The sequence below is a fragment of the Nocardia sp. NPDC057440 genome (assembly GCF_042802915.1).
Lineage (GTDB): Bacteria > Actinomycetota > Actinomycetes > Mycobacteriales > Mycobacteriaceae > Nocardia.
This window is the reverse complement of the sequence record NZ_JBHVDF010000005.1, coordinates 84,148-107,742: the sequence shown is the minus strand read 5'-3', so window position 1 is coordinate 107,742 and position 23,595 is coordinate 84,148. Positions and strand designations below refer to the sequence as shown.

General features: G+C 67.9%; 16 protein-coding genes. 11 read left to right on the top strand and 5 right to left on the bottom strand.

Annotated elements, in window-relative coordinates; translation table 11 throughout:
* Positions 1-140: 140 nt before the first annotated feature.
* Positions 141-989, bottom strand: coding sequence for a methyltransferase domain-containing protein (locus ACFU4Z_RS11995; RefSeq protein ID WP_379061869.1), 849 nt, complete (start codon positions 987-989; stop codon positions 141-143).
* A gap of 164 nt (positions 990-1,153) precedes the next feature.
* On the opposite strand from ACFU4Z_RS11995, the gene ACFU4Z_RS11990 reads away from it, so the two are divergent.
* From ACFU4Z_RS11990 to ACFU4Z_RS11975, 4 genes are all read left to right on the top strand, one after another.
* Entirely contained in the window at positions 1,154-1,729 is a 576-nt protein-coding gene (locus tag ACFU4Z_RS11990; protein WP_379061867.1) for an HhH-GPD-type base excision DNA repair protein, read from the top strand.
* Between the two features lie 125 nt (positions 1,730-1,854).
* Complete coding sequence (locus ACFU4Z_RS11985) at positions 1,855-2,604, top strand: hypothetical protein (RefSeq protein ID WP_379061864.1); 750 nt, start codon at positions 1,855-1,857, stop codon at positions 2,602-2,604.
* A gap of 171 nt (positions 2,605-2,775) precedes the next feature.
* The gene (locus ACFU4Z_RS11980; protein ID WP_379062527.1) at positions 2,776-4,209 is read left to right on the top strand and encodes an MFS transporter; all 1,434 of its coding nucleotides are present in this window, start codon (positions 2,776-2,778) and stop codon (positions 4,207-4,209) included.
* A gap of 388 nt (positions 4,210-4,597) precedes the next feature.
* Complete coding sequence (locus tag ACFU4Z_RS11975; protein ID WP_379061862.1) at positions 4,598-5,875, top strand: ROK family protein; 1,278 nt, start codon at positions 4,598-4,600, stop codon at positions 5,873-5,875.
* A gap of 86 nt (positions 5,876-5,961) precedes the next feature.
* Here ACFU4Z_RS11975 and ACFU4Z_RS11970 read toward each other — a convergent pair whose 3' ends face one another.
* Positions 5,962-7,599, bottom strand: coding sequence for a DUF2207 family protein (locus tag ACFU4Z_RS11970; protein WP_379061859.1), 1,638 nt, complete (start codon positions 7,597-7,599; stop codon positions 5,962-5,964).
* Positions 7,600-7,872: 273 nt separating this feature from the next.
* Here ACFU4Z_RS11970 and ACFU4Z_RS11965 point away from each other — a divergent pair, with 273 nt between their 5' ends.
* Positions 7,873-8,787: a neutral zinc metallopeptidase gene (locus ACFU4Z_RS11965; RefSeq protein WP_379061857.1), complete on the top strand. Its 915-nt coding sequence runs from the start codon at positions 7,873-7,875 to the stop codon at positions 8,785-8,787.
* A gap of 99 nt (positions 8,788-8,886) precedes the next feature.
* Here ACFU4Z_RS11965 and ACFU4Z_RS11960 read toward each other — a convergent pair whose 3' ends face one another.
* Together ACFU4Z_RS11960 and ACFU4Z_RS11955 are read right to left on the bottom strand one after the other, a co-directional pair.
* Positions 8,887-10,194, bottom strand: coding sequence for an ammonium transporter (locus tag ACFU4Z_RS11960; RefSeq protein WP_379061855.1), 1,308 nt, complete (start codon positions 10,192-10,194; stop codon positions 8,887-8,889).
* Positions 10,195-10,295: 101 nt separating this feature from the next.
* Positions 10,296-11,120, bottom strand: a complete 825-nt coding sequence (locus tag ACFU4Z_RS11955; RefSeq protein ID WP_379061853.1) for a hypothetical protein — start codon at positions 11,118-11,120, stop codon at positions 10,296-10,298.
* A gap of 460 nt (positions 11,121-11,580) precedes the next feature.
* On the opposite strand from ACFU4Z_RS11955, the gene ACFU4Z_RS11950 reads away from it, so the two are divergent.
* The 4 genes from ACFU4Z_RS11950 to ACFU4Z_RS11935 all read left to right on the top strand — a co-directional run bounded on the left by ACFU4Z_RS11950 (position 11,581) and on the right by ACFU4Z_RS11935 (position 19,312).
* Positions 11,581-14,220 carry a DNA polymerase III subunit gamma and tau gene (locus tag ACFU4Z_RS11950; protein ID WP_379061851.1) on the top strand — a complete coding sequence of 880 codons (2,640 nt, stop codon included), beginning with the start codon at positions 11,581-11,583 and terminating at the stop codon, positions 14,218-14,220.
* Between the two features lie 291 nt (positions 14,221-14,511).
* A complete protein-coding gene (locus ACFU4Z_RS11945) occupies positions 14,512-15,726 on the top strand; it encodes an acetyl-CoA C-acetyltransferase (protein ID WP_379061849.1) in 1,215 nt (404 codons plus the stop codon).
* 82 nt (positions 15,727-15,808) lie between these two features.
* Positions 15,809-17,959 carry a 3-hydroxyacyl-CoA dehydrogenase NAD-binding domain-containing protein gene (locus ACFU4Z_RS11940; protein ID WP_379061846.1) on the top strand — a complete coding sequence of 717 codons (2,151 nt, stop codon included), beginning with the start codon at positions 15,809-15,811 and terminating at the stop codon, positions 17,957-17,959.
* A gap of 225 nt (positions 17,960-18,184) precedes the next feature.
* Positions 18,185-19,312 (top strand): esterase-like activity of phytase family protein, encoded by a 1,128-nt coding sequence (locus tag ACFU4Z_RS11935; RefSeq protein ID WP_379061844.1) that lies wholly within the window; start codon positions 18,185-18,187, stop codon positions 19,310-19,312.
* Between the two features lie 45 nt (positions 19,313-19,357).
* Here the strand turns inward: ACFU4Z_RS11935 and ACFU4Z_RS11930 are convergent, their stop codons facing one another.
* Positions 19,358-19,525 (bottom strand): hypothetical protein, encoded by a 168-nt coding sequence (locus ACFU4Z_RS11930; RefSeq protein WP_379061842.1) that lies wholly within the window; start codon positions 19,523-19,525, stop codon positions 19,358-19,360.
* Positions 19,526-19,548: 23 nt separating this feature from the next.
* Between ACFU4Z_RS11930 and ACFU4Z_RS11925 the strand changes: the two genes are divergently transcribed.
* Both ACFU4Z_RS11925 and ACFU4Z_RS11920 read left to right on the top strand, forming a co-directional pair.
* Positions 19,549-19,824 (top strand): hypothetical protein, encoded by a 276-nt coding sequence (locus tag ACFU4Z_RS11925; protein ID WP_379061840.1) that lies wholly within the window; start codon positions 19,549-19,551, stop codon positions 19,822-19,824.
* A 189-nt stretch (positions 19,825-20,013) separates the two neighbouring features.
* Complete coding sequence (locus ACFU4Z_RS11920) at positions 20,014-23,589, top strand: protein kinase (RefSeq protein WP_379061838.1); 3,576 nt, start codon at positions 20,014-20,016, stop codon at positions 23,587-23,589.
* Positions 23,590-23,595: the final 6 nt, after the last annotated feature.

The window sequence follows — 23,595 nt, the reverse complement described above, 5'->3', positions numbered from 1 at the left end:
CAACACTAATCGTCCTCGTCGTGCCGGCCCCCGTGGGTGGCGGGCCCCCCACCCAAAACCAGCCCAAAAAACCCCCCCCAAACCCCCCCCCGGCCCCCCACCCATCCGCGGGGCCCCCCCCGCTGCCGTGTTCTCGCAGGTCAGAGCGGCTTGTGGGCCAGAACGGCGAACATGGTCACCGACAGATGGATATCGCCGCTCTCGGCGCCCGCCTCGAGGTCAGCGATCAGCTGATCGCGCTGCGCCTCGGTGATGACGCCACGCGCCACCGCCATCGCCGAGATCCGATTGACCAGCGAACCGGCCCCGACGCTACGATCCTGCACCAGCGCATGGGAGCCGATCTCATCGATGACCAGGCCCGCCTTGGTCAGCAGTCCGGGCAGCAGCCTGCCCGACAGCGGGTTGGTCGTCGCCGAGAACAGTGTGTCGACGACCTCCCTGACCACCTGACGGTTGCCGGGATGCACGATCGCGGTGCCCCAATCGCTGTCCACCACCACGACCCGGCCGCCGGGACGCAGCACCCTCGCGATCTCGTTGGCGGCGCGGATCGGCGCGGTCAGATGTTGGAAGACCCGCTCGCACAGCGCCGCGTCGAAACTGTCGGCGCCGAAGGGCAGGCCGTAGGCATCGCCGGAATGGAATTTGGCGGTCGACCCGGCCTGGGCCGCGCGGCGTTCGGCGGCAGCGAGCAGGTGCGGGTCGGGTTCGACGCCGATGGCGGTTCCGGTCGGTCCGACCACGTCCGCGAAGGCGAGCACCTCCGATCCGGATCCGGATCCGATGTCGACCGCGCGTTCGCCAGGCTGCAGTGCGAGTGCGTCGTGGGCCCAGGTCCGCAGTCGCCGGATGCCGGGCAGTGCCGCCTGTAGATCGCGTACATCGACCAACTGATCTCGACCCGCGCTGTCGAAGCGGTCAGGGCGCAATCCGTGCGAGTCCATGGGCCCGATTCCGTCCCTCGGTTCGGCCGTCGTCTGAGGCATGGCCGAGAGCCTACGCGGGGGCTTACCACAACGCACGGCAGGCATGTGAGGCGCATCACGATCGCGGGTCTCCGCCGATCCGGGTGGCCGAGACCACGCGCGGTCGGTTGATGAGATGATCGAGGACGAGTCGATCGTCCGCCGAAGACCGGGGAAGGAAGTCCGTGACTGTGAAGTTGTGCCTCGCGCAGGACCCGGAGGCGGACGAGCTGTTGTCGGAGAGTCCGTTCGCGCTGCTGGTCGGCATGCTGCTCGACCAGCAGTTTCCGCTCGAGCATGCGTTCCGCGGTCCGAAGAAGGTCGCCGACCGGATGGGCGGGTTCGACATCCATCGGATCGCCGAGGCCGATACCGCCGAGTTCGAGGAACTCTGTGCGACGCCGCCGGCGATTCACCGCTACGGCCGGTCGATGGCACGCCGGACCCAGGAGCTCGCCAAGTATGTGCTGGAGCACTACGACGGCGACGTCGAGGCGATCTGGACCGCGGGCGACCCAGACGGCAAAGAGGTGCGCAAGCGCCTGAACGCATTGCCCGGATACGGCGATCAGAAAGCGCGGATCTTCCTCGCCCTGCTCGGCAAGCAGCTCGGGGTGCGTCCGGAGGGCTGGGAAGCAGCGGCGGGGGCTTACTCGGAGCAGGGTTCGCGCCGGTCCGCCGCCGACATCGTCGATGCCGAGTCGCTAGTGGAAGTGCGGGCGTTCAAGAAGCAGGCCAAGGCTGCGGCGAAGGCGAAGTAGTTTCCATTCTGTTCGCTCCGGGTTTGCTTATTTGGAATCTGTCTGCGTTTTTCCCTCGTCCCCTTGCGATTTCTCGTCGATGCTTTGCCCTCGGAAGCTTTACCTGAGATGAGGGATTTCAGTACATGAGGATGAGGAAGCTCGCCGTTGTCGCGGCGCTGGTGACCATCGCGACCGGAGTTGCTTCGGGCACCTCCGGCGCGGCACCAGCGGCGAACGAACAGACCGGCGACGCAATAAATTTCACCGCCCAGACCACCGATACACAGTCGATCGTGACGATCGATGCCGGCTCGCTCGTCGTCGAGGACGACGCGCTGAAGATCAAGGCCGCCGACGGCACCGTTGTCGCGGGCACGCCGCTGAAGTTCCGCGTCGACGAGTTCGAGTTCCCGATCGCGACCGAAATCTCCGGCCGCACGGCGACTCTCACTCCGCAGATCGATGCGGCGAAGGCGGTCTACAAGCCGGTCGCCCTGCCGTATGAGGACAAGGCGCCGTGGAAGACCGAGTACGACCGTGAGGTGGCCGCCTGGACCCGGCTGACGAGCACCATCGCGATGGGCGCCACCGTCGGCACCCTGGTCGGCGGGCTCAGCGGCGCGGCCATCGGCTGCGTGCTCGGCGGCGTTCTGGGCGGCACGGTCGCCCTCGGCACCATCGTCGGTCTGTTCGGTCCGTTCCTGCCCGCCGCCGCTGTCGGCTGCATCGCGGGCATCGCCCTGGTCGGCGCGGTCGGCACCGTACTCGGTCAGATCTTCATCACCGCCCCGGTGGCGATCGGTGCGGCGATCCAGTACTTCACCACCGTCAACCAGCCGTTCAACGCAGGGGCTGCGCCGGCCGCACCTGCTGCTCCGGCTCCGGCCAAGTAGGTCGCTGCACGCAACCGACATCCGCGGTCGTCACTGCCGCGGAAGCAGGCCCCGCCCGGGTTCTCGACCGGGCGGGGCCTTTCGCTGCGCCGGTCCGACCAGGCGGTTTGTGCGCCTGCATTAGTTGCGTTGACATTTAATGCATGTGCATCTAAATTTACCGGCGTGACTATGACAGCTACCGCCCCAGAGGCACTGAACACCGCATCAACCGATCACCTCCCAGGGCGTTGGGGGCCCAAGCTGTGGGCCGTGCTGTTCGTGGCGGGCCTGGCGATGTTCCTCGACGCACTCGACGTTTCGATGGTCGGCGTCGCACTCCCGTCCATCGGATCGGAACTCGGGCTGAACACCGAGAGCCTGCAGTGGATCGTCAACGGTTACATCCTCGGCTACGGCGGCCTGCTGCTGCTGGGTGGCAGGGCCGCCGATCTGCTCGGTCGCCGCCAGGTCTTCCTGGCCGCGCTGGTGGTCTTCGGTGTCGCCTCGCTGGCAGGCGGACTCGTCGACGACGGCGCGCTGCTCATCGCGAGCCGTATCGTCAAGGGCGTCGCCGCCGCGTTCACCGCACCGGCCGCCCTGTCGATCATCACCACCACCTTCAAAGAAGGCCATGATCGCAACCGTGCGCTGTCGATCTTCACGGTCTTCGGCGCCACCGGATACGCCTCCGGTCTGATCGTTTCGGGTCTGCTCACCGGCATCGACTGGCGGCTGACCTTCTACGTGCCGGTCGTTGTCGTCGCCGCGGTCGTCGTCACCGCCTACATCGTGGTGCCGCGCAACATCGAAAAGGAAAAGGGCCGCATCGACTTCGCGGGCGCCGCACTGCTGACCGGCGGCATGCTCGCCGCGGTCTACACGATCGTCACCGCACCCGAAAAAGGCCTCACCGCGAGCGTGATCGCCACCGCCGTCGTCGCCGTCGCGCTGCTCAGCGCGTTCTTCGTGGTGGAGAACAAGGTCGCCCATCCGCTGGTCCGGCTGAGCATCTTCAAGGTCAAGTCGATCGTGCGGGCCAATCTGGCCGCACTGGCAATCTTCGGTTCCTACATCAGCTTCCAGACGATCGTCTCGCTGTACCTGCAGAACACCCTCGGCTGGGAGCCGCTGAAGATGGCGCTCGCGCTGGCTCCGGCGGGCATCATCGTGGCGATCCTGTCGCCGGTCGCGGGCAAGCTCATCGACCGCTATGGCACGACTCCGATGATCATCGCCTCGATGGCCTCGTTCGTGCTCGGCTACCTCTGGTTCATCGCCTTCGGCGGTAGCGCCGACCCGACCTACGTCGTCGACTACCTGCCCGCGTTCCTGCTGCTCGGCCTCGGCTTCGCGCTCGGCTTCTCCTCGGTCATGGTCCAGGCCACCGAGGGCATCGCCGACCACGAGCAGGGCCTGGCCTCGGGTCTGGTGCAGACCTCCGGTCAGATCGGCGGGGCGGTCGTGCTCGCCGTCGTCACCGGCCTGATCAGCGGCGGCGCCGCAACCAGCATTGCCCAGTACCGGCCCGGCCTGTACCTGGTCACCGTGGTCGCGCTGGTCGGACTCGCCGCCTCGGCCACCGCGCTGCTGGCCCGCCGTCAGGTGATCGCCGAAGCCGCGTAAGGGGAAAGCGAGTCACCCGATGGGGTCGCCGTATCGGCGGCCCCATTCGGCATTTCCGGGCAGATCGTGCGCTGGGCCACAGGGGATCGGAACCCGGTGTGGGGCAAGGATTTCGGGGCGCGCTACGCTATCGGGATCGCCCGAGGCTGTCGAGGGGGCTTGGTGGGCGGCGATTTCGGTGTTAACTTTGATCCCATGTCTACTAGCCGCCCCACCGCGCTGCGGGTCACCTACGTGACCGCCGCACTGGGTCTGCGGCTGCCGCTGACACGGGAACTGTGTCGTTCCTGCCGCTGCAGCTGAGCGATTCTTCGCACTCGCGCGCTGCCTCGTCGCCACACATGTAGGCACGTCCCGTAGTTACGGGACTTCGGCAAGGAATCTTCATATGTCCCTCACCCTCGAGCGACCCCTCTCCCGGGTTGCGAACGGTCGTGTTCGTGTTCAGCGTCCGGTTGTCGCACCGGAACTCCGCATCGCCGACAATCCAGCGGCGGCCGTGCTACGTGCCGCGACGGGTGGCCCGGTTTCCCGCGACAATGCCGCGCGCACAACGGGTTTGAGCATCGCGACGGTCAACCGTCAGGTGTCCGCGCTGCTCACCGCCGGCCTGCTGCGTGAACGCCCCGACCTGACCGCCTCGGGTGCGGTGGGGCGTCCGCGGGTGCCTTTCGAGATCGACCACGAGGCGTACCTGACCCTCGGCATTCACATCGGCGCCGCGGCTACCAAGATCGTCGCGGCCGATCTGCGTGGGCGGATCCTCGGTGGACTGGCCATCGCCACCCCGCAGACCGGTCAAGACTTCGCGACCACGACCGTCGCTCGCAGCGCCAAGGCTTTCCTGCAGCGCTGGCACCGGCGCAAGGCGTTGTGGGCCGGTGTCGCGATCGGCGGCCGGGTCGACCCGCTCACCGGCGTGGTCGACCACCCCAAGCTGGAATGGAAGGGCGCGCAGATAGGCTCGGTGCTCGGCGAGGTGCTCGAGCTGCCGGTTTCGGTCGCGCCGCACGTGGAGGCCATGGCGGCTTCCGAGCTGCTGCTTCCGACTCCCGACCAGCGTGACGCGCGCGGCGCCGGATCCGACCGCGGCAGCAGCCTGTACTTCTACGTTCGCGAAACCGCCGGTGTCGCAGTCACATTGGACGGTCGCGTGCACACGCCGAGCAACGGGCCCGGTTCGATCGCGCACCTGCCGACCGGCTCCGATGTCGTGTGCCCCTGCGGCAGGCGCGGCTGCCTCGAGGTGACGGTCGGCGACCGGTCGCTGCACGCGAGGGCCGTGGGGCGCGGGATCATTCCGGCCTATAACGGCACCGCGGGTTCGACTATCGTCGATCTGTATCGGGCCGCCGAGGCGGGTTCCGAGCCTGCCAAGGAACTGCTCGCGGAGCGGGCGACCACGCTCGGCCAGACCGTGGCGCTGGTCCGGGACATGCTCAATCCGGACCGGGTGATTCTGGGCGGTCAAGCCTTCACCGGCTACCGCCCCGCCGTCACCCATGTGGCGCGCGCCTTCCAGCAGTCCTCGTCCCTGCCGCCCACCGACATCCGAATCAGTGGATTCGGCGGCAAGGTCCAGGAATTCGCGGCCGTGGTCACCTCGCTCAGCGCGCTCTACGCGGACCCGCTGTCCGCGATGCGCCGCGCCGCGACTGTGGACTGATCTTCGCTGACGACTGATCGCTAGGAGCTGACGGCCGGGCAACGAGCCCGGCCGTCAGTGTGCTCGGCCGGGCTCGTCGCCCAGACCTACCTGTTGCCGCCCGATGTGGCGAAGAGTCCTTCGAGGGCGGTGATGAAGTAGGGGAAGTGGCCCGCGAAGCGCTGGAGGTTGTGGTCGCGTTCGAAGCTGCCGAACCAGTAGAGGCCGGGTTGGGAGTCAGCGGCGGGGTTCAAGTCGCGGAAGGCGCGGATCCAGTTGTCGGCGCGGCCGCTGATCACGGTGAAGGGAAGTGCCCTGGAGAACACGAGTTCCTGGTCAGCGGGCGGAATATGTTCGCGCACAGTCGCATCGAGGCCGCGCTGCAGTGCGCGGACCTGCCCGGCGAGCACGCGGCCCGGTGCGGTGCGGGCAGGCAGGTAGCGGGGCAGCAGCAAGGTCGCGATGCCTGCGAGCAGGATGGCGACGCCGACCAGGGCGTGGCCGGAGGTGGCGGCGAGCGCGACGGTCGTCACGATGCCCGCGACGATCAGGCCGCCGCCGAGCCAGGTCGTCAGACCGAGGCCGGACCGTGCGATGAACGCGCCGCGGGCAACCGCGTCGGCGACCAGGGCGGTGCGGACCGGCTCGGCCTGCACGCGGCCGGGCGCGCGAAGTTCGGCCATGGTGACCGAGTCCGTGCCCTCGGGCAGCAGAGTCTGGTAGACCGCCTTCTCGTAGTCGCGCAGTTGGTCGTCGGGAGCGTTGACGCGGTTGATCCGCCAGTCGGAGTCGCTGATCGGAGTTATCCACAGATAGCGTCGCACCGCGAGATCCACCACGGTGGCCGCGATGTCGGCGGGGTCGGCGTGCTCGTCGAGCACCAGGCCCGCTTCGCCGGGCAGGATGCCGTCGGGGGAGGTGAATTGCACCCGGGCGCCCTCGCGCAGCAGCGGATCGATGGTGTTCGATCCGGTTCCGGCAGCGGCGTTTTCGCGCCGCGCCCGCAGCACGAAGGCGGCAAGTCCGGCCAGCGCGAGCAGCAGCACACCGAAGGCGACGAGAACCGGTGTGGTGACGGCGAACGGGCCGGATTCGCCGCCGCCGCGGACGTCGGCGTTGGACGGGACCGTGCCGGGCGGCAGCTGCAATGTCAGGTCGATGGTGTCGCCCTTGTGCAGGTCGGTCTGCTCCCAGAAGAGCACCCCGTCCGCCTCGATGTGCAGGTCGGAGCACTGTCTGAGGTTCCCGGGCGGGCCGAGTTTGCAGTCTACGATGCCCATTTCGTAAGACGGGCTGATCAATGAGGCGCTGATCGAGGCGACATCGGCATTGATCATGCCCAGCCAGCGGAAGACCTGGGTGCCCGGCGCGTCACTGACGGTGTTGTGGATCGCGTAGGTGAAGGTGGACTTGCCTGGTTTCGCGTCGATGATGAACTGGTCGTTCGCGACCGTCGCGGTGCCGGAGCCCGTGGTGTCGACATCGGTGACCTTGAAGACGCGTTCGACGTCCTCGCCGACCTTGAGCCGCAGCGGCAGTGACATCTTGAATTCGCCGTCGGCAGGCACGATCACCGTCTCGACGACCTCGAGCACGCCTTGCGCGCTGAGCTTCAGGTCGGCGGTGATGCGCACGCCGTCGGGCTCGGGCTGAGCGTGGGCGAACGGAGCGGCCGCAATCATTCCCGCGGTTGCGAGAATCAGCGCCGCGGCGCTACCAGCGGCGCCCCCCCGAAAAGTCAGCATGGCTGCCTACTCTAGACAAGTTGCTATTCTGCGTCAGCGGCTGTCGGCGATCATGAGACGAGGGGGTACGGGGGAGTGACACAACCACCGTACGGTTATGGACCGGTTCCGCCTGGTGGGCGTCCGGTTCCGCCGCCTCCCGGCTATGGCCCCCCGCCCGGATACGGCCCCCCGCCCGGCTACCGACCACCTCCGGGATACGGCCCGCCACCCGCATACGGTCCGCCCCCTGGTTATCCGCCGCCCGGATTCCGCCCGCCCATGCCGCCGCCGATGCCCTATGGCCCACCCGGCCGTCCGCCCGGCCCGCCCCGCAAACGCGGCGGTGGTCTGACCGCGCTGCTGCTGGTCATCGTGTTCCTGGTGGCGGGTTCCCTGGTGCGCTACGCGATTTCGACGGGAAAGCAGAGTGCGGGTTCGACGGGACCCGCGCCCAGCTTCACCTTCACCCCGGATCCCAGTGGCGCGGCGGGCCGCGCGGAGACGGGAACCAACCCGTTGCTGACCGATCCGAGCGCGACCCTGGTTCCGGCCCGCTGCAACTACTCGCCGTGGGGCACCCAGGTGGACGCGGCGCGCAAGTTCTTCGAATCGGCCGCGGGCTGTCTGGAGGCGGCGTGGAAACCGGTGCTGGCCAAGTCGAATCTGCCGTTCCAGCCGCCTGCGCTCAATGTCAGCGCGACGACCTCGGGCATCACCACGCCGTGCACCGGAACCACCAGTAATTTCGCGGCCTTCTACTGCCCGGCGAACAAGACCATCTACATGCCGATCAGCCAGCTGCAGACCGAGCTGTTCAAAGACAACTGGGTGGTCTACCTTTCGGTGTTCGCGCACGAGTACGGCCATCACGTCCAGGCCATGTCGGGAATCCTGCGCAAAGCCAATAGCGAGCGGGTCGACGCGGGTGCGCGCAGCGAAAAGGGTTTGGAGCTCTCGCGCCGAGTCGAGTTGCAGGCCAACTGTTTCGACGGCATGTACTTGGCATCCTCGTCCGGCGGCGGCTCGCTGACCGGCAACCAGATCAGCCTCGCCAAGCGGGATGCGCACGGCCGCGGCGATCAACGCGGGGATATGCGCGATCACGGCACCGCGGAGAACGGCGGCGCCTGGTTCGAGATCGGTGTGGATAAAAACCGTGCGGCACAGTGCAATACGTTCACCGCTGCGGTGAGTGCGGTGAGCTGACAACGGCGTACGGGCCCGAACGCGGCACCTGCTGGTCGCCCGTGGACCGGTGTCGTCACACTGGTCCGGTGCGGCAGCCAGGGCCTTCGTTCTCGGCGGTCAGTGATCCCGGGCTTCGGCGCCGCCGTGCGGATGGCCGAAGTGTCCCTCACCGAACCGGCGCGGCGCATGTCCGTGCACGCCTTCGGCATACGCGGTCTCCGCGTGCAGCGCGAAGTCGATGCCCGCGGTCTCGTCTTCCTTGGTCACCCGGAAGCCGATGACACGGTCGATGCCCTTGCCGAGTGCGAAGGTCACACCGAACGCGTACGCCGCGACTACGAGCACACCGACGACCTGCTTGCCGAGCTGGGTCGCGCCGCCGCCGTAGAGCAGGCCCTCGACGCCGCCGGTCATCACCTGGTTTGCGAGCAGGCCGATCAGCAGCGTGCCGACGACGCCGCCGACGAAGTGCACGCCGACCACGTCGAGCGAATCGTCATAGCCCGCCTTGAACTTCCAGCCGACCGCGAACGAACACACCACACCGGCCGTGAGCCCGACGATCAGCGCGCCGAGGGTGTTCACCGAACCACACGACGGGGTGATGGCGACCAAACCCGCCACCACGCCGGAGGCCGCACCGAAGGTGGTCGGCCGCCCGTCCCTGATCTGTTCCACCGCGAGCCAGCCGAGCATGCCGAGGCAGCCCGCGACCAGCGTGTTCAGGAACACCGCTGCCGCGACACCATTGGCCGACAGTGCCGATCCGGCATTGAAGCCGAACCAGCCGAACCACAGCAGACCCGCGCCGAGCAGCACGAAGGGCAGGTTGTGCGGACGCATCTGATCAATCCTGAACCCGATGCGCGGGCCGAGCACGATCGCCAGCGCGAGCGCGGACGCGCCGGAAGCGATCTCCACGACAAGCCCGCCCGCATAGTCGAGCGCGCCGAAGGAGGTCAGCCAGCCGTCCGGACCCCACACCCAGTGCGCGATCGGCACGTACACCGCCAGCGCCCACAGCGGCACGAACGCCATCCAGCCCGCGAACTTCGCGCGATCCGCGATCGCGCCGCTGACCAGTGCCGCGGTCAGGATGGCGAAGGTCAGCTGGAAGGTGGCGAACAGCAGCTCGGGAACCGAACCGCGCACGGTGTTCGGGTCGATGCCCGCCATGCCGAAGTGGCCGAGGTCGCCGATCAGGCCGCCGCCCGCGTCCTCGCCGAATGCCAGGCTGTAGCCGGCGAGCAACCAGACAACGGTGACCAATGGGATGGCGATGAAGTTCATCATCAGCATGTTGAGTACGCCGGTCGAGCGCACCATCCCGCCGTAGAAAATGGCCAGGGCCGGTGTCATCAGCAGCACAAGCGCAGTGCTGATGAGCAGCCAGGCGGTGGCCGCGGGATCGATGGTTGAAGACACGGGTAACTCCTTTCACGCAGGAATGCGTTGCAAGGAAATTACCGAATGGTCACGGCCCGGCCGCGCACCACCAGGTGTTTTAGCCGAGCGCGGCCGGTGGATCAGCGCTTCGGCTTGCGGGCGAGCGCCCGCAGGCCGCGGCGGCCCGGTACCGGGAGATCCTCTTGCACCGCCATCCATTCGGCGGTGGTGAGCCACAGTTGCTGGGCGCGCGCGTCGGCCGTGTCGTGGAAGACCCGGCGGCCGCGATCGTCACGCAGATCGTGGGCGAGTACCGACCAGCGCGGCGGGCGGCCGTGCTCGGTCAGGTGCTCGTCGAGGAAGCCCGCGACCAGGGTGCCGATGGTGTTGACCGGTCGCAGCGACACCCGGTTGCCGTACTTGGCGGAGTGGAAACGTCGTGCGGCGCACAGTGATCCGGGCTCGGCGTTGGAGGCGATCCAGCCGGCGCGCTGGGCGCGCTCGATCAGCCAGAGATGTTTCACCGCGCCGGGTGCGATATCGCCGATTCGTTCCCTGATCAGGGCCATCACCGGCTCGGACTGCAGCACGTCGCGCCGGATGGGGCCGGTGCCGTGCTCGGTCCAGTGGTCATGGGCCAGCTGGGCGAGGACGCGGCCGAAATCGTCGATGCTGCGCTGGGCGCGGCGGCCGAGACGTTCGATGCGCTCGGCTTCGCGTCGCATCTCGTTCTGTGCGGTGAGAGTCCGGATGGCAGCCATGGTCGGCACCTGGCCGCGCTCGAGTAGTTCCAGAATCGCTGCGGCGGTCGCCGGGTCGGCGGCGGCAGCCACCGGCAGCGAGTCGCGCTTGATCGCGAAATCCTGTGGGCTGATCGCCCGGCTCAGCAGGTCGACGGCCGTGTGGTCGTCGGCGAAGTCGGTGCTCGAAAGCCAGGCTGCGGCGATGTCGTCACAAGACGGCACGGGGAAACGGCCCTCCGGTGGAAGCGTCAGTGTTCGGCGAAATGCCAGTCAGATTCCAGGTTGTGCCCCGGTCGGGATGAGGGACCGGCCGGGGCCACCAACCTGATGAAGGTTTGGCTACCGAAGTTGCCGATAACCACGGTAGCCAGCCGATAGCGTCGATGTCACTCGAGTTGATGGTTTCGTTATCTCCAGAAACGGGCGGAGAACCGGGGCGTGAGTTCAACTAATCCTTGCCAAGAGGGGTGGTCAAGCGAAAGGTGGCTGATTCAACCCCCGCTCGGCGGGCGATTGCTCGCCCGTTGCCGCCTTCGTCGCTGATCATCCCGGCGGAAATAATCTTCGTGCATCTTGTGATCTATGTCACGTTTTGGGTCATGGGTCGGCGGCTGCCGCGCCGCGCCGGGTGCGCGCGCCAGCGGGAATGTTCTTTGTCGGTGCGCGCCGGTAACCTCTGGCCGTGGCTCTGTACCGGAAGTACCGACCGGCAACATTCGCTGAGGTGGTGGGCCAGGAGCACGTCACCGACCCACTGAGCACCGCCCTCGACACCGGCCGGATCAGTCATGCCTATCTATTCTCCGGCCCGCGTGGCTGTGGCAAGACCTCGTCGGCCCGCATTCTCGCGCGCTCGCTGAACTGTGTGCAGGGCCCGACCTCGACACCGTGTGGTGTGTGCCCCTCCTGTGTGGCGCTCGGCCCCGGCGGTCCGGGGAATCTCGACGTGATCGAACTCGACGCCGCGAGCCACGGCGGTGTCGACGACACTCGTGAACTGCGTGACCGCGCCTTCTACGCGCCTGCCGAATCCCGGTACCGGGTATTCATCGTCGACGAGGCGCACATGGTCACCACCGCGGGCTTCAACGCGCTGCTGAAGATCGTCGAAGAGCCGCCCGCGCACCTGATCTTCATCTTCGCCACCACCGAGCCGGACAAGGTGCTGCCGACCATCCGCTCCCGGACCCATCACTACCCGTTCCGGCTGCTGCCGCCCGCGACTATGCGTGGACTGCTCGGAAAGATCTGCGAGCAGGAGAACGTCCCGGTGGACGAGGCGGTGTATCCGCTGGTGATCCGCGCGGGCGGCGGCTCGCCGCGTGACAGCCTGAGCGTGCTCGACCAGCTGCTTGCCGGCGCGGGACCCGAGGGCGTCACCTATCCGAGGGCGGTCTCGCTGCTCGGCGTCACCGATGTCGCCCTGATCGATGACGCCATCGATGCCCTGGCCGCCGGTGACGGCGCGGCACTGTTCGGCACCGTCGACCGGGTCATGGAGGCCGGCCACGATCCCCGCCGCTTCGCCGTCGACCTGCTGGAACGCCTGCGCGACCTGATCCTGCTCCGCGCCGTCCCCGACGCCGCCGACCGCGGCCTCGTCTCCGGACCGGGCGATGTGCTCGACCGCATGCGCGAACAGGCCCAGCGTCTGGGCCCTGCCACCCTGGCTCGCCATGCCGAACTGCTGCACGAAGGCCTCGGCGAGATGCGTGGTGCGACCGCGCCCCGGCTGTTGCTCGAAATCGTCTGTGCCCGAATGCTGTTGCCCTCGGTATCGGATGCCGAATCGGCGACCCTGCAGCGCATCGAGCAGCTCGAGCGCGGCATTGCCGGTGGTGCGGCCGCGCGGGCGACAGATGTGAGTGCCGCCTCGCCGAGCCCCGCGCCCGCCGCGGCACCGGCCGCGCCTGCGCATGGCTCGGCCTCCGAGCCGCCGCGCCGACGTGGGGCGGAACTGCTTGCGGCGGCACGGCGGGAGACTCGTGCCGTAAGCGAAGGCTCCGGCGGCGGCGAGTCGAATGCCGTTTCGGGCCGTAGTGCGGCCCCGCACTCGACTGCGGAGGCTCCCGCTGCCGCGCAGTCGGCTCAGCACGCTCCGGTCCCCGGCACGGCTTCTGTCGCTGAACCCGCGTCCGGCGCTGGGCGGACCCCGGGCCCTGGACAAGCGCCGGGCGCTGAGCAGGTCGCGGGCGCTGAGGGCGTCGTGGACGCTGCGTCGGCTCCGATCGCCCAGGCGACCCCTGGTGCCACGCCTGCTCCGGTTGCCGAGCGTGCCCCGGCAGTTGCGCCGCAGCCCGGCGGCCAGACCGCGGTTGCTGGGCAAACCCTCGCGGCCGGGAACGTGTCAGCTGGTGGGCAGGTCGCCGACGCTGGGCACGTCCCGGCCGCTGGAGATGTGCCTGCCGCTGTGCCTGCCTCACCCGCCGGGCAGACCTCGGTCGCCGCCGATGCTCCGGACGCTGGTCCGGTCTCGGCCGCGGCGCCCGCGGAATCCGCAGCAGTGCAACAGGTTTCGCCGCAAGCGGCAGTGGGCCGTGGGGAAGTCGATTCGAAACCTGCTGCGTCAGCGCAGGCTCCGACGGCCGCTCCGGCCGAGCGGGACGCCGATCTGTTGCGCGCGGTGGAGGCGGCCTGGGCGGATATTCGCGCGAAGGTACGGGAGTTCGGGCCCACCGTGCAGGCATTGCTGTCCGGGGCGTCGGTGTCGCGGCTGGAGGGGAACGTGATCGTGTTCGCCCATCAGCATGCGCCGTTGGCCCAGCGCCTGTCGGATCCGCGGAATCTCGAGGCGGTCCGATCTGCGGTGCAGGCCGTACTCGGCCGCGATCTCGAGGTGCGGTGGGAGGCCGGAGCGCCCGCGCCGCGACCGGCGGCCACCGCGGCCGCGGCAGGTCGCGCGCGGGGCGCGAGCGCCCCCGAAACCGGGAATGCGTCGGCACGTGAACCCGGCGCCGCGACGGGCCGCGGTTCGGATGCCGCCGCGCCGCCCCGATTCTCGCGCCCGAGCCAGGCTCGCGGCGCGGCCGCGGATGCCGCGGGTAGCGGGAGCGGGCAGCGGCCGGGCGATGGTCCCGGCGCGCGGTCGCGTGCGGTCGAGGACGACATTCCGCCACCGGACTTCCCCGACCTGCCGGATGACCCGGGGCCGGTGGACTATGCGCCGGTGGATGGGGTGCCGCCACCCGCGACCCCGGAGGAAGAGCGGGAGATGCTGGCCGAGTCGGCGCAGCCGGTGGCCCCCGGCGAGCGGCGCGACCCCGACGAGATCGCTCTCGAATTGCTCAAGAGTGAGCTCGGTGCCACACGGCTGGATGGTTGACAAGCCACGCCTCGACGACGTTAAGTTAACCGGAGTTCGCACACCACGGTAATATGAACGGGTGGCCGTGAGCTCCGGTATGGCGAAGTTCTATGGTATGCCCAGGCGTCTGGGCGACCGGAATGTTCGTCCGCCGCTGCTTGCCGAGTTTTATACAGCGTCAGGACGGTCGGTCGAAGGATCGGTCGGCGAGGTTACCCGCGGCCGCGCCGGATAGGCGGCGCCACCGCAGAGAGCGCTTGGACGGACGGAAGTTCGGCCTTCGCACCCCAAGGAAGGAAACACTCCGATATGACCACAGAGGCCTACATCTACGAGGCCATCCGCACTCCACGTGGCCGCGGCAAGAAGACGGGTTCGCTGCACTCGGTGAAGCCGATCGACCTGACTGTTGGTCTGATTCAGGAGCTGCGTAACCGCTTCCCCAACCTCGAAGAGGACCGGATCTCGGACCTCATCCTCGGTGTCGTCAGCCCGGTCGGCGACCAGGGTATGGACATCGCGCGCACCGCCGTGACCGTGGCGGGCCTGCCCGACACCGTCGGCGGCTTCCAGCTCAACCGTTTCTGCGCCTCCGGCCTCGAGGCCGTGAACCTGGCCGCGCAGAAGGTCCGCTCGGGCTTCGACGACCTGGTCATCGCCGGTGGCGTCGAGTCCATGTCCCGCGTTGCGATGGGCTCCGACGGTGGCGCCTGGGCACTGGACCCGGCCACCAACTACGACACCTACTTCGTCCCGCAGGGTGTTTCCGCCGACCTGATCGCCACCATCGAGGGCTTCAGCCGCGATGATGTCGACGCCTACGCGGTGCGCTCGCAGGAGCTGGCCGCCGCGGCCACCACCGGCGGCTACTTCGCCAAGTCGATCGTCCCGGTCAAGGACCAGAACGGCATCATCGTGCTGGACAAGGACGAGCACATGCGTCCCGGCACCACCGCGCAGGACCTGGCCAAGCTGAACCCGTCCTTCGCCGTCGTCGGCGAGATGGGTGGCTTCGACGCCGTCGCACTGCAGAAGTTCCACTTCGTGGAGAAGATCAACCACGTGCACCACGGCGGCAACAGCTCGGGCATCGTCGACGGCGCCGCGCTGGTGCTGGTCGGCACCGAAGAGGCGGGCAAGGCCTCCGGTCTGACCCCGCGTGCGCGCGTCGTCGCCACCGCCACCAGCGGCGCCGACTCCACCATCATGCTGACCGGTCCGACCCCGGCCGCCAAGAAGGCGCTGGCCAAGGCCGGCCTGACCCTCGACGACATCGACCTGGTCGAGATCAACGAGGCGTTCGCCTCCGTGGTGCTGAAGTTCCAGAAGGACCTGAACATCCCGGACGAGAAGCTGAACGTCAACGGCGGCGCCATCGCGATGGGCCACCCGCTCGGCGCCACCGGCGCGATGATCACCGGCACCATGGTCGACGAGCTCGAGCGCCGCAACGGCCGCTACGCGCTGATCACCCTGTGCATCGGTGGCGGCATGGGCGTCGCCACCATCATCGAGCGCGTCTAAACCCCAACCGAGACTTCAGATTCCACAGCGGCGTTCGCGTCAGGGCCGCGGACGCCGCTAATCCACAAGGAGACACAGAGCTGTGAGCGAGACCAACATGATCGGTTGGGAGCAGGATTCGGACGGCATCGTCGTTTTGACGATGGACGACCCGAACCAGGGCGCCAACACGATGAACGAGCTGTACAAGAACTCGATGACCGCGACCGTCGAGCGCCTCGAAGCCGAGAAGGACACCATCACCGGTGTGGTGCTGACCTCGGCGAAGAAGACCTTCTTCGCGGGCGGCGACCTGAAGAACATGATGAAGGTCGGCCCGGAAGACGGCCAGGCCCTCATGGACGAGCTCGCCAACATCAAGGGCGCGCTGCGTCGCCTGGAGACCCTCGGCAAGCCGGTCGTCTCCGCGATCAACGGCGCCGCGCTCGGCGGCGGCCTGGAGATCACCCTCGCGACCCACTACCGCATCGCGGCCGACGTGCCCGGCGTGCAACTCGGCCTCCCCGAGGTGAGCCTCGGCCTGCTGCCCGCCGGTGGCGGTGTCATCCGTACCGTGCGCATGCTCGGCCTCCAGGGCGCGCTGATGCAGGTGCTGCTGCAGGGCAATAAGTACCGCCCGGCGAAGGCCAAGGAGATCGGCCTGATCAACGAGGTCGTCGGCTCGATCGAGGAGCTGGTGCCCGCCGCGAAGGCGTGGATCAAGGCCAACCCCGAGGGCGGCGTGCAGCCCTGGGACAAGAAGGGCTTCAAGATCCCCGGTGGCACTCCGTCCACCCCGGCGTTCGCGGCGAACCTGCCCGCGTTTCCCGCCAACCTGCGCAAGCAGCTCAAGGGCACCAATATGCCCGCACCGCGGGCGATCCTGTCCGCCGCGGTCGAGGGCGCGCAGGTCGACATCGACAACGCGTCGCTCATCGAGTCGCGCTACTTCGTGCACCTGCTGACCGGCCCGGTCGCGAAGAACATGATTCAGGCGTTCTTCTTCGACCTGCAGTCGATCAACAACGGTGGCTCGCGACCCAAGGATGTCCCGAAGAAGGAGATCCGCAAGGTCGGCGTGCTCGGCGCGGGCATGATGGGCGCGGGCATCGCGTACGTCTCCGCCAAGGCGGGCTACGAGGTCGTGCTGAAGGACGTCACCATCGAGGCGGCCGAGCGCGGCAAGAACTACTCCGAGAAGATCGAGGCCAAGGCCCTCTCGCGTGGCAAGACCACCGAGGAGAAGTCGAAGGCGCTGCTGGACCGGATCAAGCCGTCCGCGGATCCGGCCGACTTCGCCGGTGTCGACTTCGTGATCGAGGCCGTCTTCGAGAACACCGAGCTCAAGCACAAGGTGTTCCAGGAGATCGAGGACATCGTCGACGCGGACGCGCTGCTGGGCTCGAACACCTCCACCCTGCCGATCACCGGTCTCGCGACCGGCGTGAAGCGCCAGGAGGACTTCATCGGCATCCACTTCTTCTCGCCGGTCGACAAGATGCCGCTGGTGGAGATCATCAAGGGTGAGAAGACCTCCGACGAGGCGCTGGCTCGGGTGTTCGACTACACCCTCGCCATCAAGAAGACCCCGATCGTCGTCAACGACAGCCGTGGCTTCTTCACCTCGCGCGTCATCGGCACTTTCGTCAACGAGGCGATCGCCATGCTGACCGAGGGCATCGAGCCCGCGACCATCGAGCAGGCAGGTCTGCAGGCGGGCTACCCGGCCGCGCCGCTGCAGCTGTCGGACGAGCTGAACCTCAAGCTCATGCAGAAGATCGCCAAGGAGACCCTCGAGGCCGCCGCGCAGGGCGACGCCACCCTGGGCAAGAAGCGTCACCCGGCCCAGGACGTCATCGACTACCTGGTCGAGCAGGGTCGTCCGGGCCGCCTGGAGAAGGCCGGCTTCTACGACTACGACGAAGACGGCAAGCGCATCGGCATCTTCCAGGGTCTGCGCGATCACTTCAAGACGACCGCCGATTTCACGGTGCCGCTGCAGGATCTGATCGACCGCATGCTCTTCATCGAGGCGATCGAGACCCAGAAGTGCTTCGACGAGGGTGTGCTGATCACCACCGCCGACGCCAACATCGGCTCGATCTTCGGCATCGGTTTCCCGGCCTGGACCGGTGGCGTGCACCAGTTCATCGTCGGCTACCCGGGCGGCCAGGAAGCCTTCGTGGCCCGCGCCGACTACCTCGCCAAGACCTACGGCGAGCGCTTCGAGGTCCCGGCCTCGCTGCGTAAGTAAGCTGCGGCCGCTGCCTACCGGCTGACAGACGACGAAGCCCGCCACCGCTTTCGCGGTGGCGGGCTTTCGCCGCTCTGGACCGGATTTGCCTACAGTTCCCGAGGACTGTTGTTCAGCTCGGCCAGTAGGAAACGCAGACCGAGTGAACACGTTCGGGGTCGGCACAGGTTGTGATTTCGGGCGCCGTTAACCTGCCCGGCCGATCGCGTCGATACCGTGTCCGTCGTGGTTGGACGTAGACAGACCCTGTTCGTGGCGACCCTCGCGGTCGCGTGTGTCACCGCGCCCGTCGCGAATGCGGCGCCTCCGGTGGGCGCACCCGAGCCGGTTGTGTTGGACGCTGCCGCGTCCGTGCGGCTGCTCGGTGCGCGGGTCGTGCCGCACAACCTGGACTTCGACGGCACCACGGTCGGTGGTCTGTCCGGTATCGACTTCCAGCCTCGGACCGGCGAATACGTCCTGATCAGTGACGATCGTTCGGAGCGGAATCCGGCGCGGTTCTATACCGCGCGTTTCGGTGTGGACGAGAGCGGCGTCGGCCCGGTGACCTTCACCGGGACGCGTCCGCTGCGCGCCCCGGACGGCGCCGTCTACGCGCCGAAGTCGTTGGACCCTGAGGAAATTCGGGTCGACCCGTGGACCGGTGACTACTTCTGGAGCCAGGAGGGTGAGCGGAGCGAGATTGTCCGCGCCGATCCTTCGGTGCAGATCGCGCGCTCCGACGGCAGCTTCGCGGGCCGGCTGCCCATTCCGGACAACGAGCGAATGCAACCCGCGGCGGGCCCCCGCCAGAACCTTGCTCTGGAAGGTGCGACCTTCGCCGCAGGTGGCGCGCTAGTGGTGACGTCGGTGGAAGGGCCGCTGCTGCAGGATGGTCCGGTCGCGTCCACCGTGTCCGGCGCGCTATCGCGGATCACGGTGCAGGCGCGCTTCGGCCCGCTGCTCGCGCAGTACGCGTACCCGCAGGATCCGGTGTTCGCCGAGTCCCGTCCGGACCCCGGTCTCGGCATCAACGGCGTCGCGTCGATACTGGCCGCCGACCCGCTCGATCCGACGAAATTCCTGGTGCTGGAACGGTCTTTCGTGTTGGGCGTCGGCAATAGGATCAGGATCTACGAGGCCGACCTCAGCGCCGCGACCAATATTCTCGATGCGTCACTCGGCCACGCGCGTCCAGTCGCCAAGCGGCTGCTCGTCGACCTCGCCGACGTCGGTCTGCCGGACATCGACAATGTGGAAGGCATGACCTGGGGTCCGCGCCTGCCATCGGGTGAACGGACCCTGGTCCTGGTCAGCGACAACAACTTTGCCGACCAGCAGCTCACCCAGCTCATCGCCTTGGCCGTCCGTTGACCGCTTCCCCGTCGAACGCAGCGCCGCCGCGACAGCGGGCTTTCGTCATGGCGTGCGCAGCTGCTCCGCGGCCTCGCGGTACGCGTCGGCGGCGCGGGTGAAGTAGTCGAACAGCGCTTCGCGCCGTTCGGGTGGATACCCTCCGATGATCTCGCCGATCCAGCGGCGGGCCGAGGCCAGGATCTCGTCGAGATCCGCGGGCTTGTCGGGCAACTATCGCCGGGGGACACCGTGCCTTGTTCGACGGATTCCCGAAAGGTACGAAGCCGGCCGGCTCGATGCTCGGCCTCCGCTTCTTGTGGACCGACACCGCCGTGGTGACCAGTCGCGGCGACACCTACAAGGGCGCCCCGAAAAGCCCCGAAGACTTGTCCAAGACCCAGACGTACAGCACGGTTCGGCAGGATAGTCACTGGCGGATCACCGCTTTTCACAACACTCAGCGTAAGAACGTCATGGAACGCATCTCGTTTCCGTACGACCCGGATACCAGGCCCGCCGCCGAACGCTGAGGCGACCGGTTCAGGCGCGGGCGCGGTCGAAACCACGCTGTTAGGAAAGCCATCCACGTGGTGTCATTCCGCGCTACGTTGGATATGCGCAGACATATCGGACATCGCGAGAACTCTTCGCGGTGTCCGACGTCGGCGCGCAGCATGATCGCCGGTGACGCCGATTCGATGCGAATTCGAGGTGGTCACATGAATCCACAGACGCGTTCGGGCAAGGTCAGCCCCGAATCGACTCCGGCCGAATCGGACACGCAGCGACAGCCGCCCATCGGGATTGCCGACGAGTTGGAGGCAATGGGCCTGTCCGGCGCTGTCGAGATCGGCCGGGGCGGCTTCGGGGTGGTCTACCGATGCATTCAGCAGGCACTCGACCGCGTGGTTGCGGTGAAGGTGCTGTCGTCGGAAATCGACCAGGAGAGCCGCGAACGGTTCCTGCGCGAGGAACAGGCCATGGGCCGGTTGTCCGGCCACCCGAATATTGTCGACATCCTTCAGGTCGACGTCACCCCGACCGGACTGCCGTTCATCGTGATGCCCTATTGCACGCGCGGTTCGCTCGAGCAGCTCATCCGCAATCGTGGGCCGCTCACCTGGGCGGATTCATTGCGCGCCGGGGTGAAGCTGGCCGGCGCGATCGAGAGCGCGCACCGCGCCCACATCCTGCACCGGGACGTGAAGCCGGCGAACGTGCTGCTCAGCGGCTATGGCGAACCTCAGCTGACCGATTTCGGCATCGCCAGGATTCCAGGCGGGTTTCAGACCTCGAGCAGTTTGATCACCGGCTCACCCGCGTTCACCGCCCCGGAGGTGCTGAAGGGTCAGGACCCGACCGTCCGCTCGGACGTGTACGGGCTCGGCGCGACACTGTTCGCCTTGCTCACCGGGCACGCCGCCTATGAAAGGCAGGCGGGGGAGAAGGTCGTCGCGCAGTTCCTGCGGATCACCACCCAGCCGGTGCCCGACCTGCGCGCGCAGGACATTCCCGCCGACGTGGCCGCCGCGATCGAGCAGGCCATGTCCACCGACCCGAACGAGCGGCCGGATACGGCCTACGACCTCGGCGAAATGCTGCGCACCGCGCAACGGAAGCACGATCAGGTGCCCGACGAGATGGCGCTGCTGGATACCTCCGTCGCGCCCGAATCGGCCGACGGCGACGGCGCCGAATCGACGGCCACTCGACCCGCGGTGACCGCGCGTCGGAGCTGGCCGTTGACGCTGCGGCCCGCGGTGTCGCAGTACCCGGCCACGAACGGTCCGAACTCGACCACGTTCCCGCCGACGGCGGCGACCAAGTTTCGCCCGCCGACTCCGGCCAGGGACCCGGTCCCGCGCCTCCGGCTGCTGGACACGCTGCGCGCGGGCGGGCGGCGCAGGCTCGCGGTTATTCACGCACCGGCCGGGTTCGGCAAGAGTACGGTGGCCGCACAGTGGCGAGCCGAGCTGACCGAGGGCGGGGTGGCGGTCGCCTGGATCGGCGTCGATCGTGACGACGACAACGAGATCTGGTTTCTCGCGCACCTCATCGAGGCCATCCGCCGGGTCCGCCCCGATATCGGCGAGGGGCTCGACCAGGTGCTGGAGGAGCGGCCCGCCGACGCCGTCGCGTTCGTCATCGCCACGCTGATCGATGAGATCCACGCGGCGGGCTCCACCATCGTGGTGGTCATCGACGACTGGCATCGGGTCACCGACGCGGGCGCGCATCGGGCGATGGAGGCGTTGCTGGACAACGGATGCCACCACCTGCGCTTCGTGGTGACCAGCCGGGAACAGTCGGGTCTGCCGACAAGCAGACTGCGGGTGCACGACGAGCTGGTCGAAATCGGGTCGTCGGCGTTGCGCCTGACCGCGACGGAGACCAGACAGATTCTGGTGGAGCGCAACGGTTTCACGCTCACCGACACACAGGTGGAAGAGATTCACACAGCCACCGACGGCTGGCCCGCCGCTATTCAACTGGTCAGTCTTTCCTTGCGCGGCAATGCCGATCCGAGCCAATTGATCGCCAATCTTTCCGAGGGAAATCACGGCATCCGTGAATATCTCGCGGAAAATGTGCTGGACACCCTCGAGCCCGAGATGCTCGACTTCTTGATGTCGATCTCGGTGACCGAGCGGGTGTGCGGTTCGCTCGCCGCCGCGCTGTCGGAGGATCCCGAGGCCGAACACCTGCTGGAGCAGGCCGAGCAGCGTGAGCTGTTCCTGCAACGCATCGCGCACGATCCGGAGTGGTTCCGGATGCAGCCGCTGTTCGCCGAGCATCTGCGTGCCCGGCTGGAGCGCGCCAACCCAGGTCGGCTCAAGGCGTTGCACCGCAAGGCATCCCGCTGGTACGCCGAGCATCAGCTGCTGCGCAAGTCGGTCGATCACGCGCTGGCGGCCACCGATCTGAAGATGGCGCTCGACCTGGTCGAGGGCGGCGGCATGGATCTGATCGACGGATCCCGGCTCGCGACCCTGCTCGGCACCGTGGCGAAACTGCCTATGCAGCAGGTTTCTTCGCGATCGAAGTTGCTGATGGCGGTCGCGCGCGCCAATGTCAATCTGCAGCAGTCCAGTGCGGCGCGCACCGCGCTCGGTCGGCTGTCGAATGTGCTGGCCCGCGGATCGTCCACCGACGTCGATGTGATCAGGCAACGGTGCGAGGCCGCGGTGCTCGCCGCCGCGGATTCGATCGCGCGAGACCACACCGAGGGTGTGCTCGACCGGGTGGCCGACTGCCTGCGGCGGCCGGATGAACTGCCCGCGTGGACAGTGTCGACCGCGGCGAATCTGACGTCGTTCGCGCGGTTGTGCGACTTCGATTTCGATGGCGCCCGCGAGATCCAGGAGTGGGCCGCGGAGTATCACGCGCGATCGAAAGACCCGCTCGGCGCGGTCTTCGGACTCTGCGGACAGGGTGCCGCCGCATATGAGCAACTCGATATCGCCACTGCCACAGCATGTTTCCAGCAGGCCTTCGGGACTGCGAGCGTTCGCTCGGGTCCGCGCTCGCACGCGGTGCGGGTTGCCGCCGCGCTGCTCGGGGAATTGAGCTATCGCCGTGGCGATCTGGCTATGGCTGATCGGCTGCTCGACGAAAGTCACCAGCTGGTCGCCCGGGTGGGGCCGGTCGACTTCCTGATCTCGACGTTCGTCATCGGCGCGAGGGTCAAAGCGGTGCTCGGTGATATGCACACCGCCACCGCCCGGCTCGACGAGGGCGATCGGATCGCCGTCGACAACCGGCTGACTCGGCTGGCCGCGCACATTCGTGCCGAGCGGCTGCGGCTGGGACTGCTCACCGATACCGAGGCCAGGCGCGCGATCGATTCGGCGGGCTACGAGTCCGATACCTCCAACGCCATCCACCACGCCCACCGCATGACGGGGGCGGCCGCGCTGGCCGCGGAGGCGGAGGAGATCGCCGCTATCCGGGCGCTGCTCGCCCAACGCCAGCTGCGTTCCGACGACCGCGCGGTGCGCAGAGCGCGCGCGCTGCACGCCAGGATGGTCGAACAGCATCGTCCCCGTGCGGAATTGGACACCGCGCTCTTGCTCGCCGAGTGCCTTGCCGCTTCCGGGTGGGTCGGTGAGGCCACCGGACTGCTGCTGCCCGCGGCCCGCACGTGCGCTGACCTCGGCTGGACTCGGCCGCTGTTGGACGCCGGTCCGGGCGTGGTTGCCATTTTGCGGGTGCTGCGTACCGAAATGCGTTCGGGCTCTGTGCAATCCGGAGACACGACACTGCCCGCTCTGTTCCTGGATGAACTCCTGGACTGAGCGGGC